Annotated in this window: 18 protein-coding genes; 9 read left to right on the forward strand and 9 right to left on the reverse strand. The window is 68.4% G+C overall.

Annotated features, from left to right (window positions below):
• The first annotated feature begins 3 nt into the window (after positions 1 to 3).
• Entirely contained in the window at positions 4 to 759 is a 756-nt protein-coding gene (gene ehuA / locus ACQHI0_RS18890) for an ectoine/hydroxyectoine ABC transporter ATP-binding protein EhuA (protein WP_427903186.1), read from the forward strand.
• Positions 760 to 890: 131 nt separating this feature from the next.
• Positions 891 to 1,637 (forward strand): peroxide stress protein YaaA, encoded by a 747-nt coding sequence (yaaA, locus tag ACQHI0_RS18895; protein ID WP_427909220.1) that lies wholly within the window; start codon positions 891 to 893, stop codon positions 1,635 to 1,637.
• Here yaaA and ACQHI0_RS18900 read toward each other — a convergent pair.
• From ACQHI0_RS18900 to ACQHI0_RS18910, 3 genes are all read right to left on the reverse strand, one after another.
• A complete protein-coding gene (locus ACQHI0_RS18900) occupies positions 1,627 to 2,019 on the reverse strand; it encodes a VOC family protein (protein ID WP_427909221.1) in 393 nt (130 codons plus the stop codon). The two genes, yaaA and ACQHI0_RS18900, sit on opposite strands and share 11 nt — an antisense overlap.
• Positions 2,019 to 2,300 (reverse strand): ArsR/SmtB family transcription factor, encoded by a 282-nt coding sequence (locus ACQHI0_RS18905; protein ID WP_427903187.1) that lies wholly within the window; start codon positions 2,298 to 2,300, stop codon positions 2,019 to 2,021. The genes ACQHI0_RS18900 and ACQHI0_RS18905 overlap by 1 nt, the downstream gene beginning before the upstream one ends.
• A gap of 78 nt (positions 2,301 to 2,378) precedes the next feature.
• A complete protein-coding gene (locus ACQHI0_RS18910; RefSeq protein ID WP_427903188.1) occupies positions 2,379 to 3,323 on the reverse strand; it encodes a LysR family transcriptional regulator in 945 nt (314 codons plus the stop codon).
• A gap of 104 nt (positions 3,324 to 3,427) precedes the next feature.
• On the opposite strand from ACQHI0_RS18910, the gene ACQHI0_RS18915 reads away from it, so the two are divergent.
• A complete protein-coding gene (locus ACQHI0_RS18915) occupies positions 3,428 to 4,117 on the forward strand; it encodes a type 1 glutamine amidotransferase domain-containing protein (protein ID WP_427903189.1) in 690 nt (229 codons plus the stop codon).
• A gap of 47 nt (positions 4,118 to 4,164) precedes the next feature.
• Here the strand turns inward: ACQHI0_RS18915 and ACQHI0_RS18920 are convergent, their stop codons facing one another.
• Positions 4,165 to 4,794 (reverse strand): HD domain-containing protein, encoded by a 630-nt coding sequence (locus ACQHI0_RS18920; protein WP_427903190.1) that lies wholly within the window; start codon positions 4,792 to 4,794, stop codon positions 4,165 to 4,167.
• Positions 4,795 to 4,864: 70 nt separating this feature from the next.
• Positions 4,865 to 5,701, reverse strand: a complete 837-nt coding sequence (locus tag ACQHI0_RS18925; protein WP_427903191.1) for a CPBP family intramembrane glutamic endopeptidase — start codon at positions 5,699 to 5,701, stop codon at positions 4,865 to 4,867.
• Positions 5,702 to 5,876: 175 nt separating this feature from the next.
• On the opposite strand from ACQHI0_RS18925, the gene ACQHI0_RS18930 reads away from it, so the two are divergent.
• A complete protein-coding gene (locus tag ACQHI0_RS18930; RefSeq protein ID WP_427903192.1) occupies positions 5,877 to 6,521 on the forward strand; it encodes a LysE family translocator in 645 nt (214 codons plus the stop codon).
• 22 nt (positions 6,522 to 6,543) lie between these two features.
• Entirely contained in the window at positions 6,544 to 7,386 is an 843-nt protein-coding gene (locus ACQHI0_RS18935; RefSeq protein WP_427903193.1) for an SGNH/GDSL hydrolase family protein, read from the forward strand.
• A gap of 82 nt (positions 7,387 to 7,468) precedes the next feature.
• Here ACQHI0_RS18935 and ACQHI0_RS18940 read toward each other — a convergent pair whose 3' ends face one another.
• Complete coding sequence (locus ACQHI0_RS18940) at positions 7,469 to 9,286, reverse strand: PucR family transcriptional regulator (protein ID WP_427903194.1); 1,818 nt, start codon at positions 9,284 to 9,286, stop codon at positions 7,469 to 7,471.
• 107 nt (positions 9,287 to 9,393) lie between these two features.
• Here ACQHI0_RS18940 and ACQHI0_RS18945 point away from each other — a divergent pair, with 107 nt between their 5' ends.
• The 3 genes from ACQHI0_RS18945 to ACQHI0_RS18955 are packed head-to-tail and all read left to right on the forward strand — an operon-like array spanning position 9,394 to position 12,706.
• Positions 9,394 to 10,884 (forward strand): CoA-acylating methylmalonate-semialdehyde dehydrogenase, encoded by a 1,491-nt coding sequence (locus ACQHI0_RS18945; protein WP_427903195.1) that lies wholly within the window; start codon positions 9,394 to 9,396, stop codon positions 10,882 to 10,884.
• A gap of 17 nt (positions 10,885 to 10,901) precedes the next feature.
• Entirely contained in the window at positions 10,902 to 12,239 is a 1,338-nt protein-coding gene (locus ACQHI0_RS18950; protein WP_427903196.1) for an aspartate aminotransferase family protein, read from the forward strand.
• A gap of 53 nt (positions 12,240 to 12,292) precedes the next feature.
• The gene (locus ACQHI0_RS18955; RefSeq protein ID WP_427903197.1) at positions 12,293 to 12,706 is read left to right on the forward strand and encodes a PPOX class F420-dependent oxidoreductase; all 414 of its coding nucleotides are present in this window, start codon (positions 12,293 to 12,295) and stop codon (positions 12,704 to 12,706) included.
• A gap of 20 nt (positions 12,707 to 12,726) precedes the next feature.
• Here the strand turns inward: ACQHI0_RS18955 and ACQHI0_RS18960 are convergent, their stop codons facing one another.
• Both ACQHI0_RS18960 and cobA read right to left on the reverse strand, forming a co-directional pair.
• A complete protein-coding gene (locus tag ACQHI0_RS18960) occupies positions 12,727 to 14,187 on the reverse strand; it encodes an MFS transporter (RefSeq protein WP_427909222.1) in 1,461 nt (486 codons plus the stop codon).
• 78 nt (positions 14,188 to 14,265) lie between these two features.
• Entirely contained in the window at positions 14,266 to 15,507 is a 1,242-nt protein-coding gene (gene cobA / locus ACQHI0_RS18965; RefSeq protein WP_427903198.1) for a uroporphyrinogen-III C-methyltransferase, read from the reverse strand.
• Between the two features lie 119 nt (positions 15,508 to 15,626).
• On the opposite strand from cobA, the gene ACQHI0_RS18970 reads away from it, so the two are divergent.
• Entirely contained in the window at positions 15,627 to 16,088 is a 462-nt protein-coding gene (locus ACQHI0_RS18970) for a nucleoside deaminase (RefSeq protein ID WP_427903199.1), read from the forward strand.
• On the opposite strand, the gene ACQHI0_RS18975 is transcribed toward ACQHI0_RS18970, so the two are convergent.
• Positions 16,081 to 17,436: a DoxX family protein gene (locus tag ACQHI0_RS18975; RefSeq protein WP_427903200.1), complete on the reverse strand. Its 1,356-nt coding sequence runs from the start codon at positions 17,434 to 17,436 to the stop codon at positions 16,081 to 16,083. The genes ACQHI0_RS18970 and ACQHI0_RS18975 overlap by 8 nt on opposite strands.
• Between the last annotated feature and the right edge of the window lie 28 nt (positions 17,437 to 17,464).

The following is a 17,464-nucleotide window of genomic DNA, read 5'->3' on the forward strand; positions in this document are numbered from 1 at the left end:
GAAATGATTCGATTCGATCAGGTGGTCAAACGCTTCGGCGACCTCACCGTGCTCGACCACCTCGATTTCAGCGTCGAGCGCGGTGAGAAGGTGACGCTGATCGGGCCATCCGGGTCGGGCAAGACCACCATCCTGCGACTGCTGATGACGCTGGAGACGATCAGCGACGGCGTGATCTGGGTCGACGGTGAACCGCTCACCCACACCCAGCGCAACGGAAAACTGGTGCCCGCCAAGGAGAAACACCTACGCGCGGTGCGGACCAAGATCGGGATGGTGTTCCAGCAGTTCAACCTGTTCCCGAACATGACAGTGATGGAGAACATCACCGAGGCGCCGATCCACGTGCTCGGCAAGTCGAAAGACGAAGCGCGCGAACGTGCTCGGCATCTGCTCGAGGTGGTCGGCCTGTCGGACAAAGCGAATGCGCATCCCTCGCAACTGTCGGGCGGCCAGCAGCAACGGGTGGCGATCGCGCGCTGTTGCGCGATGGATCCGAAGGTGATGCTCCTGGACGAGGTGACCTCGGCGTTGGACCCGGAACTCGTCGGCGACGTTCTCGACGTGTTGCGCACCATCGCCGAGACCACCGACATCACCATGCTGATCGTCACGCACGAGATGCGTTTCGCGCGCGAGGTGTCCGATCGGGTGCTGATGTTCGACTCCGGTCGCATCATCGAACAGGGTCCGCCGGAGCAGATCTTCGAAGCACCGACCAACGAGCGCACACGCAAGTTCCTGGAAGCGGTGCGCTGAACTCGGCGAGACGGGGCCGCTGACAGCAACGGCTCGGCCTGCGGCGGGGTGAGCGCTGGGCCCTGCCGCTGACACGGTCCGCGGCAGGGCGGGGCGGGGTGGTAGTTCCAGCACGATTACCGTTGACGATCGTGCTGGTGCTGCTACCTCCCTCCGAAACCAAATCCGACGGCGGATCGGGCGCGCCGCTGAACCTCGACGATCTCGCGATGCCGCAGCTCAGCCCGGTCCGCGACAAGTTGATCACCGAGGTGGTGCAGCTGGCGGCCGACCCCGCGCAGTCGGCGGCCGTGCTCGGCTTGGGCAAGGGCGCCGATGCCGAGGTCGCCCGCAACGCGAGCCTGCGCACCTCGGCGACGCGCCCCGCCTTGGAGCGCTACACCGGCGTGCTCTACGACGCGCTCGACGCGAAGTCGTTCACCAAGGTGCAGCGAGCCAAGGCCTACGCGCGCCTCGGTATCGGCTCGGCCCTGTTCGGCGCCGTCCGCGCCGCCGACCCCATCCCCGCCTACCGCCTCTCCGGCGGCACCAAACTCCCAGGGCTGGCGACCCTGTCTGCCGTCTGGCGCGATGTGCTGCCCGACGCCCTCTACGCCGAAGCTGGGGGCGAGCTCGTCATCGACCTGCGCTCGGGCACCTACCAGCAACTCGGCCGCGTCCCTGGCGCCATCACCGCCAACGTCCTCACCGAACATCCCGACGGTTCACGCACCGTCGTCAGCCACTTCAACAAACATCACAAGGGACTGCTGGCCCGCGCCCTTGTCCTCACCCGCGCCGACCCCACCGACATCCGTGCCGTGGCACGAGTCGCGACGACAGCGGGCCTGCGGGCCGAAATCGCCTCCCCCACCGAACTGCTGATCATCACTCGGTAACGGTAGCCATCAGCTGGATGAGGTTGCCGCAGGTGTCGTCGAAGACCGCGGTGCTGACCGGGCCCATCGGCGCGGGTGCCTGGGTGAAGAAGACGCCGCGTTCGACGAGGCGGGCGTACTCGGCATCGAGGTCGTCGACGGTGAAGACGATGACGGGGATACCTTCGGCGCTCAGTGCCGTTTTGTAGGCCTTGGCCGCGGGGTGCTGGTCGGGCTCGAGCAGCAGCTGGATGCCGTCGACGTCGGCGGGTGAGACGAGGGTGAGCCAGTCGAATTCACCGACGGGGACCTTGTCTTTGACCTGGAAGCCGAGCACGTCGGTGTAGAAGGCCTCGGCCTTGGCCTGGTCGTCGACGAAGACGCTGGTCACTCCGATGCGGATCATGAATCCTCCTTGGGGATGGGCCATCGCGTCGAAACAGCCCGTAGGGGCGCGAAATCGGCGTGATGGAACTTGTATCGACCTTGTCTGCGGGTGTGGACGAGACCGGATTCCTCGAGCACGCCCAGGTGCTGGGTGATCGCCTGGCGTGACGAGCTGATGTCGTGCTTGCTCACGAGTCTGGCGCACAGTTCGAACAGGGTCTGCCCGTCGCGATCGGCCAGTTCGTCGAGAAGTGCGCGTCGTGTCGAATCCGCCAGTGCGGTGAAAATGTCGGTCACGCTGCGCCCTCTCTGTCTCCCCTCGAGACCATAGGCAAGTGCGTGATTGCCTGTCAAGCGCAAGTAACTGCTTGCTTGTCAGGCGCCGCAACCCGCGCGCCACCCCTGAGCCGCCACCACCAGCCTCGCGCGCACCAGGTCGACGTGCGGTCGCGACGGCGCACCGACCCGCCGAGCCAGGAAGCCGGTGTTGATCGGCGGATCCGCGGGGTCGAGGAGGGTGACCAAGGTGCCGTCGGCCAGCTCCCGCCCGCACAGGTAGTGCGGAAGCACACTGATTCCCGCCCCTGCCGTGACTGCCGCGAGCACCGCGCGCAGATCGCCGACGATCAGGGCCGGTTCGGTTTCCAGACGGGTGCCGAATACGTGGCGCCAATAGCGCCGCAGAATCGGCAGGTCGGGGGCGTAGCTCACCAGCGGGATGCCGTCGAGCGCGATCGGGCCGTCGGCGAGCAGCCCGACGGTGTCGATGCGATCAGCGATCGACGGGGCGGCCACCAGCAGGAATTCCTCGTCGACGAGCGGTTCGGCCAGCACCGTCCGCCCACGCGGGCGAGTGGTGGCGAACACCAGATCCAGTGCGCCCGAATGTAATCGGGCGAGCAGATCGTCGGTGAGCCCGGTCGTGACGGTGAGCCGCACGCCGTCGGCGACCAGCGGCGCGAGCGCAGGCACCACCTTGGCGGCGAGCATTTCCGCGGGTCCGCCGAGGAGCACCGGCGGTTCGGGCGGCAACGCGCGGTCGCTCGACGCACCGGCGACGACCGTTTCCAGTGCGTCGAGCGGCCCGCTCACCCGCGCGGCGAGTTCGTGTCCGGCCGCGGTGGGTGTCACCCCGCGGGGCAACCGTTCGAACAGGGGTCGGCCGAGGTGCCGTTCGAGTGCCTGGATCTGCGTGGTCACGGTCGGCTGAGACAGCCCGACCTGGGCCGCGCCTGCCGTGAGCGAACCCGTGCGGAAGACGGCCAGGAAGGTCCGCAACTGCACCAGATCCATCGACCCATCGGCTGACCTATGTCTCATATAGGCGAGTCTATTGGTCAGGAGATGCCATCGACCCTAGCGTGGACGATGCGACCCGACGTCGACGCTCACCCCCGAGATCCGTTGAATGGAGAAGGAATCCGATGGCACACATCCTGTTCGTCCTGACCGGCGCCGACCACTGGACTCTGGCGGACGGCACCGAGCACCCCACCGGGTACTGGGCCGAGGAGTTCGCGGCGCCCTATGCGGCGTTCACCGGCGCGGGCCACACCGTCACCGTGGCGACCCCCGCGGGGGTGATCGCGCCGGTCGATCGCGGCAGCCTGGCCGCCGAGGTCAACGGTGGCCCCGAAGGCGCGGCCGCGGTGGCCGAACTCCTCGCGGGCGCGACAGAACTGCAGAACCCGATCCCGCTCGACAAGGTCGACCTCGCCGACTACGACGCCGTCTTCTACCCCGGTGGACACGGCCCGATGCAGGACCTCGCCGTCGACCCCGTCTCCGGCGCCCTGCTCGGCGCCGCCCTCGCCTCCGGCAAGCCGCTCGGCATCGTCTGCCACGCCCCCGCCGCGCTCCTCGCCACCGGCGACGCGGGCATCTCCCCCTTCGCCGGCTACCGCCTCACCGCCTTCAGCAATGCCGAGGAGACCCAGGCGGGCTTCGCCGACAAGGCGAAGTGGCTGCTCCAGGACCGCCTGGTATCCCTGGGCGTGGACTATCGCGAAGGCGACCCGTGGGCTCCCCACATCGAGGTGGACCGCAACCTCTACACCGGCCAGAACCCCGCCTCGTCGGCCCCGTTGGCCGCGGAAATGCTCAGGGCCCTCTGAGCCACACCTCGCGAGCCGTCAGTGTCGGGCCGGGCGGAAGCCGGGCATCAGCCGATCACCGCGGTGAGTTCGGCGAGTTCGGCAGCGAGGTTGGCGCGGGCGACGGCCTCGTAGCGATCGTGCGCGAGGTCGGTGCGGAACAGGCGGGGCTGGTCGGCCAGGTTGCGCAGTACCGAGGCGCGACCGGCCCGGAACAGATCGTCGGGCACGTGAGCGTATTCAGCCCGGATCGCGGTGGTGTAGGCGGCGTATTCCTCGGGCGTACCGCCGAGCACCACCAGGTCGGCATCACAGAGGACAGCGCCGTTCGCATCGCCCGGTTGCGGTTTGTGCCCACGGGTCAACACGACCAGCCGCACCACTTCCTCGACCAACGCCGGTGCGGCACCGAGCGATTCGAGAATGTCGCGGCCCAGATCGGCGCTGCGCTCCTCGTTGTCGGCGCGTGCGACGGCGTAGATCGCATCGTGGAAGAACGCCGCGTACCGCACGGCATCGATATCGGCTGCGGCATCGGCCAATTCGTCGATGGCCGCGAGCATCACCGCCAGGTGGGTACCGGTGTGGTAGCGCCGGTGCGGTTCGTTGTAGCGCCCCACCACACCGGCCCCGATTTGTTCGGCCTCGACGCCTGCCAACGCGATCCACCGGTCCATCAGGTTCTGTGACGCACTCATACAACAAGTTTCGTCGTCGGCACCGGCACCCACAACCCCCGATCCTTACTGTCATCCACCCCGAACAGTCCTATCGGGCGGCTCGGGGTCGCCGGGCGACGAGCTTCGCATCGCGCAGGAGCCACACCGCCGGGACCAGACAGCACAGCAGCGCGAACAGGCTCGCCTCCGGCCCGAACGTCGCACCGGTCAGCAGGTCCGGCCCGGAAAGGACGGTGCGCAGCAGGCCGGGTTCGACGTCAGCGCCGGACACCGCAGTGCCGAATACGCCGGACTCGGTGAAGTTCCAGGCGAAATGCAGGCCTATCGGCAGCCACAGCGACCGTGTGACGGTGTAGGCGATGGCCAGCAGCGCGCCGCCTTCGACCGCGATGGTCAAGGAGCCCCACAGCGTGGCGCCGGGGTTGAGCAAGTGGATCAGACCGAAGATCAGTGACGAGACCGCGATCGCGACGATGCTGCCGGTTCGTTCCTCCAGAATGCGGTGCACGACACCGCGGAACAGCAGTTCCTCGGTGACGGCCACCGAGGCCATCGAGCCCGCCACGCCCAGGCAAGCCCCGAACGAGCCACTGGTGACGTCGATGTCGGTGCACAGGGCCGCGAGCAGCATCGTCGCGAGGAAGGCCCCCGCGCCGAGAAGTGCGCCGCGCCCGAGCCCGCTCCACCGCCCAGCGGCGGCCAACTCCGTGACCTCCACCCGGTTCTCCACCTGCCGGGAAAGCCACGTGTAGGCGAAGATCGCCCCGATGGCCGCGCCGAGCCCGATCGAGAAACGCAGCACCGGCACGCCCGAAACGAGCGCGTCCAGTCCCCGGGCGATGATCAGCAAGGCGGCGGTACCGACGAGCAGGACCGGCAGCCGCAATCGCCGCAGCGGTGCTTTCCGCTCGGTGGGGATGGCCATCGAAATCCTCTCGCCGGTCGTGCAGTAGGGCGAGACTACGAACGAGCCGAGCCGAACCACATCACTCCGTGGGAGAGTTCCTCAGTAGTACTCGAGAGGGAGCCCGGCGCCCGCCGGAGGCCGGTCGCGAACATCTGGCGTGGCGCGCTCGGGGCGCGCCAGATAGCGTGGGGCGATGGTTTCCTCGGCCCATCTGGTTTCGTTCGCGGGTTTGGCGTTTCTGCTGGTCATCGTGCCCGGGCCCAGTGTCTTGTTCACCATCGGGCGCGCGCTCACCGTGGGGCGGCGGGCGGCACTGCTGACTGTGCTCGGCAATTCGGTCGGGGTGTACGGGCAGGTTGTCGCCGTGGCCTTCGGGTTGGGTGCGGTGGTGGCCGCGTCGGCGGCGGTGTTCACGGCGATCAAGCTTGTCGGCGCCGCCTATCTGGTCTACCTGGGTGTGCAGGCGTTTCGGCATCGTGGCGCGCTGCAGACGGCATTTCATGCCGAACAGGACGTGAGTTCGCACAGTCCGGCGGCGGCGTTGCGGGACGGTTTCGTGGTCGGGGCCGCGAACCCGAAAACGATCGTCTTCCTGGCGGCGCTACTGCCGCAGTTCGTGGACACCGCGCGTGGTTCTGTGCCACAACAGATGCTGATCCTCGGGCTCTGCATCCCGGTGTTCGGGCTGATCTTCGACTCGCTGTGGGCGCTCGTGGCAGGATCGGCACGGTCCTGGTTCGCGCGGTCACCGCGTCGGCTCGCCGCCGTCGGCGGTACCGGTGGCCTGGTGATGATCGGGCTCGGCGCGTCACTGGCTCTCACCGGCCGCAAAGACTGAACTACGACAGTCAGGATGTTCGATGAAGAGCTTGCTGCTCAGTGGCGCTGTGGCACTGATGTTTTCGATGCTCGTGCCCGCCACCGCGCAGGCCGGACCCGGGGCCACCTATGTCGCGCTCGGTGATTCCGGCGCGGCAACGACGGGTGCGGTCGATCTCGACGTCGCCGCTCCGCTGCGGTGCGTGCGTTCCACGTCCAATGCGCCCAAGCTGGTCGCCGAGAAGCTCGGACTGGCGCTGGACGACCGGACGTGCAGCTCGGCGAAGATTCCCGATCTGTACAACGCACAGGGCGCGGGTATCGCCCCGCAGTTCGACGCGCTCGGTCCCGCCACCCAGATCGTCACGCTGCACATGGGCGCCAACGATGCCGACATGACCGAGTACATCCTCGGCCACTGCCATGCGGGGGCGGTCAGCGGAGGGTGTGCCGCCGAGGCGGATCCGGAGTGGGACAACAAGATAGACGCGATCGCACCCGCCTACGCCGCCGCACTGGCCGAGATCACCCGGCTCGCACCGAATGCCACCATCTTCGTCGACGGCTGGCCGACCTACCTCACCAACACCAGCTGCCCGGCCATGCTCGGCCTGCTCCCCGCCGACGCCGCCTACATCCAGTCCAAGTTCGAACGCCTCAACACCGTCGTCGCCCGAGCTGCCGCCGACCACGGCGCGGTATACATCGATACCGTCACCGCCTCGCGCGAGTTCGGGATGTGCGCCGACCCGTCGGTCCGCTGGTTCGACCCCGTCCTGGCCGATCAGACCCTGCTCCCCTATCACCCCACCCTCGCCGGGCAGCGTGGCGTCGCCGACCTGATCGTCACCGCGATCGAAGCGAGCGGAGTTCTCGCCCGCTGACCCGCCGCGAGCGAGTCCGCCGCGGGATCGACGTCGACCATGGCAGTGCCATCACACCGAGCAGCCGAAGTGGGTGCGCCACTTACAGTTTGTCGCCCCCAGCCGTGAGCTCGCGAACCAGCAGGGCGGTGTGCAGGGAGGTGCGGGATTCGCCGTCGTCGAGGTCGACGGCGAGAATTCGTTCGATCCGGGCGAGCCGGTCGTAGAGGGTCGGCCTGCTGATGTTGAGCGCCTTGGCCAGCTCGGTCTTGTTGCCCGCCAGGTCGAGGAAACGGCGCAGCGTGCCGGTGAGGTCGGCGCCGTGTCGGATGTCGTAGCGCAACAGCGCGCTGAGCTCGGTCTCGGCGAAACTCTGCACGCCGGGCTCGTCGCGGATCAGCGAGAGCAGGCCGCGCAGCCGAATATCAGCGCTGCGGAAGAAGATTCGCGTGGTCGCACCGCGCATCGAGAGCGCCACCGCGGCCACCGCCGCCGCGTGTGCGAGCTGACCTGAGGTGTCGAGCAGCGACGTCGAGTCCGCGCCGACGCCGACGACCGCCCGCTCGACCCCGTCCACCCGGCGCACCTCGGTGAGCACAGCCGCGCACACCGCCGTCAGCGTCTCCTCGACGGCACCACCCTGCGAGACCGCGACGATCATCGCGACCCGCTCGACGCCACCTGCCCCCGGATTCCCCGCAGCTCCACCCCGCACGCCCGTCTCGAGACCACCACGCACACCGCCATCCCGCGCGGCAGGCCCGGGCTCACCCCGAACACCAGGCGCACCGCTACCCCGCGCGGCAGTCGCAGCGTCACTCCGTTCGGCGATCACGGGCCGGTCGGCGCCGGGCGAATCCACCGTGAACGGCTCACTGCGCCGCCCGGTCGCCCGGTGCTCGATGGCACTCAGCGCCGACACGCCGGTGAGCCCCAGACCGTGGGTCACCGCCTCGAGCAGGGCGGCACTGCGCCGCTGCCGGGCAACCGGATCCGGCTCGGCTGTCACCGCGATCTCGACGGCCGTCGGCACATAGCGGGCCCGCCGGGTCAACCCGAGCGCGGACGCACGGGCCTGAGCATCGCGTTCGTCGGTGACGCGTCCTTCGACCAGATCGTCGATGAGCCCGGTCTGAGCCTGCCGGTGCAGCCCGAAGCGGTCCTTGTCGATCATGCGGTGCAGGGTGAGCGTCTGCGCGGCGCGTTCGAGGACCATGGTGGCGCGGGGGGTCTGCACCTGCTCCGAGCGCAGGATCAGCCTGCCCCAGCGCTGGGTGTGCGGGCCGACCGCGACCACACCGGGCCCGGCGGGCAGCATCCGGGAGATCGATTCCCAGTTGTCCAGCAGCGCAGCCGAACTCGTGTGCCGTGCGGTGGCGGCCAACACCCGGTGGGCCAGGTCCTCCAGCACCACCGAGGCGTCGAGCATGCTCGCGGCCGTCTGCACGATCTCGGCCAGCGCGGCCCGGCGCACACTCAGCTCGGTGAAGGTCTCGTGCACGGTGCGCGCGAATTCGAGCTCGGCGTACTGGTCGGCGACGATGGCGCGGTGCACCGCCTCGGTGATCTCCACGAAGCGGGTCACCCGGTGCAGCGCGATCACCGGGAGGCCGAGTTCGGCGGCGGTGGCGGCGACGACAGGACCGAGCTCACTCACGTAGCTGCCGAGTTCGACGACCAGACCGGCGACACCGGCGTCGGCCAGTGATCGCAGGTAGGTGATCCTGGCTTGCTCCGGCGCGGCCAGCGCTTGGCCGGTGGTCAGGATCAGCTCCGATCCCATGAGGAGGCCGGCGACCGCGGCCTGGTCGCTGACGTGGACCCAGCGCACCGGCCGATCGAGGTTCGCGGCACAGATGACCTCCGGTTGCCCGGCCTGCACCACCGGCGTCGCGAGCACATCGGCCACAGTCAACAGCACCTACGAATCGTAATATGAAACCCGGAATCCCATACAGATCGTCGGCCGAGCAGAGGCTCTGGATAGGCCAGGGTGGAAGCACCACACCCCGGCGAAACGAGGCATTCATGCAGTCCATCGGCCATTGGATCGACGGCAAATCGGTCAGCGGCACCAGCGAGACCACCGCGCCGGTGACCAATCCCGCCACCGGCGTCGTCACCGGGGAACTGGCGCTGGCGAATGTGGCCGATACCCGCGCCGCGATCGACGCCGCGACGATGGCCTTCGCATCCTGGCGTGACACCTCGCTCACCCGGCGCACCCAGGTGCTGTTCCGCTTCCGCGAGCTCCTTTCCGAGCGCAAGACCGAACTCGCCGCAGTGATCACCGCCGAACACGGCAAGGTGGCCGCCGACGCGCTCGGCGAGGTGACCCGCGGTCTCGAGGTCGTCGAATTCGCCTGTGGCATCCCGCATCTGCTCAAGGGCGGGTTCACCGAGAACGCCTCGACCGAGGTGGATATCTATTCGATCCGTCAGCCGCTTGGCCCGGTCGCGATCATCTCGCCCTTCAATTTCCCCGCCATGGTGCCGATGTGGTTCTTCCCCCTGGCCATCGGCGCGGGCAATACCGTGGTGCTCAAGCCGAGCGAGAAGGATCCGTCGGCGGCGCTGTGGCTGGCGAGGCTGTGGCAGGAGGCCGGGCTGCCCGACGGCGTATTCAATGTCGTGCAGGGTGACAAGGTCGCCGTCGACGAACTCCTGGACAACCCCGAAATCAAGGCGGTGTCGTTCGTCGGCTCGACCCCGATCGCCAAGTACGTCTACCAGCGCGGCACCGTGGCGGGTAAGCGGGTGCAGGCACTCGGCGGCGCGAAGAACCACATGGTAGTGCTGCCCGACGCCGATCTGGACCTGGCCGCCGACGCCGCCGTGAACGCCGGTTTCGGGTCGGCGGGTGAGCGGTGCATGGCGATCAGCGTGGTCGTCGCCGTGGGCGGGGTGGCCGACGACCTGGTCGCCAAGATCAGTGCGCGGGCCGCGAGCATCGTCACCGGTGACGGCGCCAGCGGCGCCGAGATGGGCCCGCTGATCACCCGCGCGCACCGCGACCGGGTGGCCGAGTACATCGATGCGGGCGAAACCGCCGGTGCCCGGGTGGTTCTCGACGGCCGCGACCTCACCGTCGACGGCGCACCGGACGGATTCTGGCTCGGGCCGACGATTCTCGACGGCGTCACCCCCACCATGAGCGTCTACACCGACGAGATCTTCGGTCCCGTGCTGTCGGTGGTGCGGGTCGGCACCTACGAGGAGGCGGTGGCGCTGATCAACGCGAACCGCTACGGCAACGGCACCGCCATCTTCACCAACGACGGCGGCGCGGGACGTCGATTCCAGCACGAGGTGGAGGTGGGTATGGTCGGCATCAACGTCCCGATCCCGGTTCCGATGGCCTACTTCAGCTTCGGTGGCTGGAAGAACTCCCTGTTCGGCGACTCGCACGCGCACGGCACCGACGGAGTGCACTTCTTCACCCGCACCAAAGCGGTCACCAGTCGCTGGCTCGACCCCAGCCACGGCGGGCTGGAACTCGGCTTCCCGCAGAACAAGTGAATTCAGGAGACCCAGCCATGACGCTTTCCGATGAAGCCGCTCGCGCCTACGAGCTCGATCGCCGCCATGTCTTCCATTCCTGGTCCGCCCAAGCGACTCTCACGCCGACGGTGCTCACCGCCGCCGAGGGCTGTTATGTGTGGGACGGCGAGGGCAACCGCCTGCTCGACTTCTCCTCGATGATGGTGAACACCAATATCGGCCACCAGCATCCGAAGGTGGTCGCCGCGATCCAGCGGCAGGCGGCCGAACTCTGCACTGTCGCACCGTCGTTCGTCAACGATGCCCGCTCGGAGGCGGCCCGTCTGATCAGCGAACGTACGCCGGGCGACCTCGACAAGATCTTCTTCACCAACGGCGGCGCCGACGCTGTCGAGCACGCGGTCCGGATGGCGCGACTGCACACCGGCCGCTACAAGGTGCTCTCGCGCTACCGGTCCTATCACGGCGGCACCGAGACCGCGGTGAATCTCACCGGCGACCCGCGCCGCTGGCCCAACGACCACGGCAATACCGGCACCGTGCATTTCTTCGGCCCGTTCCTGTACCGCTCGGAGTTCCACGCCACCGACGAGGCGCAGGAAACCGAACGCGCGCTGGCGCACCTCGAGCGCACCATCGAGATGGAGGGACCGGCCACCATCGCCGCGATCGTCCTGGAGTCGGTGCCGGGCACCGCGGGCATCATGGTGCCGACCACCGAGTACATGCGTGGGGTCCGCGCACTCTGCGACAAGCACGGCATCGTGTTCATCGCCGATGAGGTGATGGCCGGCTTCGGCCGGACCGGAAAGTGGTTCGCCATCGACAATTTCGATGTCGTGCCCGATCTGATCACCTTCGCCAAGGGCGTGAACTCCGGTTATGTCCCGCTCGGCGGGGTGGCGATCAACGCGGCCATCGCGGCGACCTTCGACCACCGCCCGTATCCCGGCGGACTCACCTACTCCGGCCATCCGCTCGCCACCGCCGCCGCCGTCGCGACGATGAACGCGATGGCCGAGGAGCGGATCGTCGAGAACGCCGCGGACATCGGCGCGAAGGTCATCGGACCCGGCCTTCGTGAACTGGCGCAACGGCATCCGAGTATCGGTGAAGTGCGTGGGCTCGGCGTGTTCTGGGCGATCGAGCTGGTTCGCGACCGGGCCACCCGCGAACCACTCGCCCCGTACGGCGGCACCAGCCCCGCGATGAACGAACTGGTCGCCGCCTGCCGCACAGGCGGGCTGCTGCCGTTCGTCAATTTCAACCGCCTGCATGTGGTTCCGCCGTGCGTGATCACCGAGGCCGAGGCCAAGGAAGGACTGGCCATCCTCGACCAGGCACTCACCGTCGCCGACGCGCACACCGTCTGAGGCGACACGCGGCGGGCGGAATGCGCTCGCCGCGTTCAGCGTTCCACCGGAGCGTGACCGATACCGCCGTGCTTTCCGATGAGCTGAAAACCTATCTCGACGAGGAGAAGGTCTACGCGACCGTCGCCACCGTCGGGCCGAACGGGCATCCGCATCTGACCGTGGTCTGGATCAAGCGCGAGGGCGATGACCTGGTGTTCTCCACCACCGTCGCACGACAGCAGGCCAAGAACCTGGTGCGTGATCCGCGGATCACCGTGATGGTGAATCCGCCGGAGCGGCCGTTCCTCTACGCCGAGGTGCGCGGAACCGCCACCACCACACCGGATCCCGAACGGGCGCTGCCCGACGAGATGTCACTCAAGTACACCGGCAAGCCGTACCGGGAGTTCAACCCGGCATCGGTGGACGACGCGGAACGGGTCGTCGTCCGCGTCACGCCGACCAAGGTCACCGGACGTCTCTGAGACGCGGGCCCGGCGGAGCCTCAGCTCCGCTGGGCCTCTTCTTGCGCGTGCTGTGCCTGCGCCAGCTGCTGCGGGGTGTAGCGCACGGTCAGCGCGACCAGGGCGGCGGCAGCGGCGATGATCGCGCAGATGAACAGCACCAGGGTGTAGCCGCTGTTGAGAGCATCGATCTGGGCGGGTGTCCTGTTCGCGCTGGGGGCGTCGCTGCCCCCGAGGGACAGCGTGCGTGACGCCGCGATCGGGCTGAGCAGGCCGATTGCGATCGGTGTCGCCAAGCTCAGGAACATCTGGCCCACCGCCGAGAGCGGGCCGATGTTCGACGGCGGAACCCCGACCAGCACGCAGAGTGGCGCGAGCACGATCGCCATCCCGACGCCGAAGCCGATCACCAGCAGCAGCGCCAACAGTGTCGGCAGGTACTGCACGTGCCGGTCCAGCGTCGACCCGAACAGCAGGCCGACGGCGAGCACCACCCCCGCGGTGGCCAGCAACCAGCGCGGCGCGATCACCAGCGCGGCCTTGGACGCCACCGCACCGCCGACGCCGATGCCGATGGTGAACGGGATCGAGGCGATACCGGCCCACAGCGGGCTGTAGCCGAGCACGTTCTGCAGTAGTTGGGCGACGAAGAACGTCATCGCGCCGAGCACCGCACCGGCCAGGAAGATCAGGACGAAAGTGGCGACCCGGTCACGGCTGTCGAACAGCGACCACGGCAGCAGCGGATCGGATTCGCGTCGCTCGGCGAGGACGAAGACCACCAGCAGCACGAAACCGCCGATCAGCGATCCGAGGATCAGCGGGCTCGTCCAGCCCATGGCCGGCCCCTCGGTGGCGCCGAACACGATCGTCGCGCAGGCCAGGGTGCCCAGGATCGCGCCCTTGATGTCGAGCGGAGTGCGGTGGTGTTCGGTGTCGGTGAGCTTGTAGATCGCGCCGAGCACGATGAGCGCGCCGATCGGAACGTTGATCAGGAAGATCCAGCGCCACCCGACCTCGGTCAGCGCACCGCCGACGATGAGACCACCGACCGAACCGATGCCTGCCATCGAGCCGACGATCGCGATCGCCTGATTTCGGGCCGGTCCCGGTGCGAATGTCGTCGCGACCAGCGCGAACGCGGTCGGTGCCGCGATCGCGGCGCCCGCGCCCTGGAAGGCGCGCGAGATCAGCAACATCGCCTCGCCGGTGGCCAGACCACACGCCAGCGAGGCCGCGGTGAACAGGCCGACGCCCCAGATCAGCATGCGTTTGCGGCCGAACGCGTCGCCGAGCCTGCCGCCGAGCAGCATCAACCCCGCGAAAGTGAGGCCGTAGGCGGTCACCGTCCAGGCGCTGCCCGAACTGGACAGCCCCATGTCCTGCTGCAGGCGCGGCAGGGCGAAGATCACGACGGTGCCGTCGAGCACCACCATGAACTGCAGACCGCTCAGCACGAGAATGGCCAGGCCGAACGCCCGCTGCTTCACCGGATACTGCATCGTCGCAGCGGGTTTATCGAGCACAGTCAGGCAGTGTAATTGGCGCACCGGCACCGAGTGGGCGCGCCGTCGGTGAAGCTAGTCGAGGCCGAAGCCCGCCGTGGGGCCGATGACGATGATCGCGGGCGGGCGGATGCCCTCTTCCTTGACCCGATCGGCGACCGTGGCGAGGTCGGCCCGCACCACCCGCTGAGTACGCAGGGTGCCCTCCTGAATGACCGCGGCCGGGGTATCGCTCGGGCGACCACCGGCGAGCAGGGCGGCGGCGAACTTGTCGATCCGCTCGACCGCCATCATCAGCACGATGGTGCCGCGCAGCTTGGCCAGCGCCGACCAGTCGACGAGCGAATCGGGGTGATCGGGGGCGACGTGTCCACTCACGACGACGAACTCGTGCGTCACCCCGCGATGGGTCACCGGGATACCGGCCGCGCCGGGCACCGAGATCGGACTCGTCACACCGGGCACCACGGTCACCGGGATACCGGCCTCGGTGCACGCCTCGAGTTCCTCGTAGCCGCGGCCGAACACGTACGGGTCGCCGCCTTTGAGCCGGACCACGAACTTGCCTGCCTTGAAGCCCTCGACCAGCGCGAGGTTGATCGCCTCCTGCGCCATCGACCGGCCGTACGGGATCTTCGCGGCGTCGATCACCTCGACGTGCGGGCCGAGTTCGGCGAGCAGTTCCGGCGGGGCGAGCCGGTCGGCGACGACCAGATCGGCGCGGGCAAGGAGCCTGCGCCCACGCACGGTGATCAGGTCTGGATCGCCGGGGCCGCCGCCGACCAGCGCGACGCCCGGGGTCACCGGCTCCGAATCATCGGTCACCACACCGGATTGCAGCGCTTCGAGCAGGCCGTTGCGCACGGCGGCCGAGCGGCGGTGCGCGCCACCGGCGAGCACGCCGAGTGAAAGTCCGTCGTAGCGGGCGGTCGCCGGGGTGACCGCGGTGCCGTCCCTGGCGATGTCGGCGCGGACGCAGAAGATGCGCCGGGCCGTGGCTTCGGCGACCACCGCGGCGTTGGTCTCGGGTTCGTCGGTGCAGGCCATCGCGTACCAGGCGCCGTCGAGATCACCGTCGGCGTAGGCGCGCAGTTCGATACTCAGCTGTCCCGCCGTCCCCATGCCTTCGACGGCCGGAGTGACGGCCCGGCTGATCACGTGCACATCAGCACCGGCGGCGACAAGTAGTCCCAGCCTGCGCTGGGCGACCGTTCCACCACCGACCACGACCACTCTGCGTCCCCGCAGATCGAGCCCGACCAGGTAGTTCGGGTCGCCTGCGGGCGGGGTCGATGCGGTGTCAGCGGTGTTCGGCACAGTATCCCAGCCTAGTTCCTGGTTCGATGCGGCCCGAACGCACCCGCCGACAGACGGGATCTGATCGTCGAGCGTGTCCCGCGTTGCCAACCCGCCCGGCAGGCGGGACAGTGGAATCCATGACCCAGCCGGACGCACTCCTCGAGGTGGCCTACGACGAAGCGCGCCGAGGTCTGGCCGAGGGTGGCATCCCGATCGGCGCCGCCCTGTTCGATGCCGACGGCACCCTGCTCGGGCGCGGGCACAACCGTCGCGTCCAGAACGACGATCCGAGCGTGCACGCCGAAACCGACGCCTTCCGTGCGGCGGGGCGGCGCCGCGACTACCGCCCGACGATCATGGTCACCACGCTGTCGCCGTGCTGGTATTGCAGCGGCTTGGTGCGCCAGTTCGGGATCGGCACCGTGATCATCGGCGAGGCGCGGACCTTCCACGGCGGACACGACTGGCTGGCCGAACACGGGGTGCGGGTGGTCGTGCTCGACGATCCACGGTGTGTGTCGATGATGAGCGAGTTCATCGCCGACCACCCCGACCTCTGGTTCGAGGACATCGGCGGCACCCGGCCCGATCTCAGCTGAAATGCGGCTGGTTCTGGACCCAGCGGAAGTCCGTGCTGCGCAGAGGGAAACTGTCGAGGTCGGCGCGTTCGACAGTGATCGTCGCGGGGCGGCCGTCGAGTTCTCCGCGCAGGGTCAGCGTGTCCGCCGAGGTCTTGTCGATGGTGAATGTCGCGTAGGGTTTGGGGCTTTCGGCCGGGCCGGTTGGTGCGGCGGACAGTGTCATCGTGTTCGCCGCCGGGTCGGTCGTGGCCAGCACCGGCACGATCGTGTCGTCCATTCGCTGGTAGCCCGCGGATTCCACATCGATGACGAGGCGCTGCCAGCGCGTCGGGTCGGTGGTGAGCGGTGGGATCGGGGTTCCGTCGACGGTGAACTCGCCGACTTCCCAGATGCCGTACAGCTCGGGTTTCGGTGCGCCGCCGCCGTATTCGCGCCAGCTCTCCATGCCGGCATAGACCATTCCCACCGTGATCCACAGCCCGACCGCGACTTGCGCCACGGTCGCCCACCGGTTCGCCCGCGGCGACGCGAACAGCGGTGGTTGCACCGCCGGTCCCGAATCTCGTTCCAGCACGAGGATATTCGCCAGCCTGCGGGCCTGGGGAGCGAGCAGCACCAACCCCATCAGCAGCAGATGCCCGGCCAGCATCTTCACCGGGACGTCGAAGGTCAGGTTCAGCAGGAACACCTGCGCCATACTGACCACGCTCAGCATGGCGCCCAGCGTCGCGGTGCGCGGCCAGAACAGCAGCAGCCCGGCGACCACTTCGGCCGCACCCAACGCGATCTCGTAGGCGGGCGAGGATCCGACCTGCGTCCACAGCATCGCCATCGGGGTCAGGTCGCCGACGCGAGTGAGCAGAGCGATCAGTGCGGGTTCCGGCATCTGGGTCGGGATCAGCTTCGCGAACCCGTAGAACAGCATCTGCCCGCCGGCGAACAACCTCAGCGCGGTGAGAAACCAGCTCAGCAGCCGTGGATAGGCGCGCCTGCGCCGGTCGAGGACCGACCACACGACCGTGATCAGCACCGCGGCCACCAGGACCAGTCCACACTGGATCCAGATCGCGGCCTGATCACCGCTGCCGTTCATCGCCAGCCGCGCATCCACCCCGAACACGTGCTCGCCGACCCACTCGCTCACCGGCTCGAGCGCGATCATCTGCCAGAGCATCGCCTCCTCCGGCAGCCGCAAGGCGAGGACGCCGAGAAAGACGAAGGTGATCTGAGCCATCCACAAACAGAAAAGCCCCAGGTACGCGACACTGAACCGGAACGCGAGCCGGGTGAGCGGATGCCAGGTCGGTGGTGGTGACGGCGGGCTCGCGATAGCATCGTGCGCACGTTCAGCGGTCGCTGTGGTCACCCACGCCTCCTCATCGAGTTCGGTTGTT

The organism is Nocardia sp. FBN12 (assembly GCF_050320175.1).
Classification (GTDB): domain Bacteria; phylum Actinomycetota; class Actinomycetes; order Mycobacteriales; family Mycobacteriaceae; genus Nocardia.